Here is an 828-nt window from a genome sequence, read left to right as displayed (position 1 = left end):
AAGATGTGGCGGCTTATATGAAGTATTACAACATAGAGCGACTGCATTCTGCCAATGGTGATTTGTCACCCATAGAGTTTGAAAATTCTCAACTAAATGTGTCCAATTTGGGTTGACCAGTACAGTCCAGTGTTTCCAGTTTTTACGGTAATAGACTTTTGGTGCCATACTGAAGTAAGTATCTGTATGGCAATGATATTGCTCTGTAGCGCTATCTGTGTGGCCACCCATTGCATCCAGGCCACCTCGATGGTTGTAGACATTACTGGCAATGATTAGAACCAGTATTGGCCAAGTCTGAAACTTCATCATTAATGCCTTGCAATAACAAGATAATGATAAGTGTAGGTAATGTATTAGGTGTCTATAGTGGGAATGGATAAGAGGCTATAGAGGTTTATTGAATTATAATTCATTTGATAATAAACGTAAGTAATATTTTGATTTATTATTGGATCGAAAGTGCAAGTTAATATTATTTCTTATTAATAAGTAATTAATAACTGTCGGTTAAAACTTACAGGTTTATATGCGTAAGCTGTTTTGGAAATATTGTTAATAGCTGTTTCTCTATTTAACGCTGAAAATTGCTTTTTATTGCTAAAGTTTTAACGTCCATTTTATTTTTATGCTTACTGTTATTGTTTGTAATTTTTGGTATGGTCTATCAAATATTTTAATTTTCTGGTTGTCTTATAATTCAATACTGTAGACACTTTTACCCAGCCATAGCCCCATAGTCGCTCAGCTGTTCATACACTTGAGCGACTTTTTGAATGCTTAAGCTTAACCCTAACTTGTCAAAAAGTTTTCTCATTAAATGTTGAT

The 828-nt window shown here is 33.8% G+C and carries 1 protein-coding gene; it reads left to right on the top strand.

Annotated features, from left to right (window positions below; all coding sequences use genetic code 11):
• On the top strand, positions 1-116 hold a 116-nt coding region (locus ACQ96U_RS27105; protein ID WP_431724327.1), incomplete at its 5' end, for an IS3 family transposase.
• Between the last annotated feature and the right edge of the window lie 712 nt (positions 117-828).

This window comes from Zooshikella sp. RANM57, assembly GCF_050749885.1.
GTDB lineage: Bacteria > Pseudomonadota > Gammaproteobacteria > Pseudomonadales > Zooshikellaceae > Zooshikella.
The sequence above is the reverse complement of the archived record's forward strand: the minus strand, read 5'-3'. Positions and strand labels throughout refer to the sequence as shown.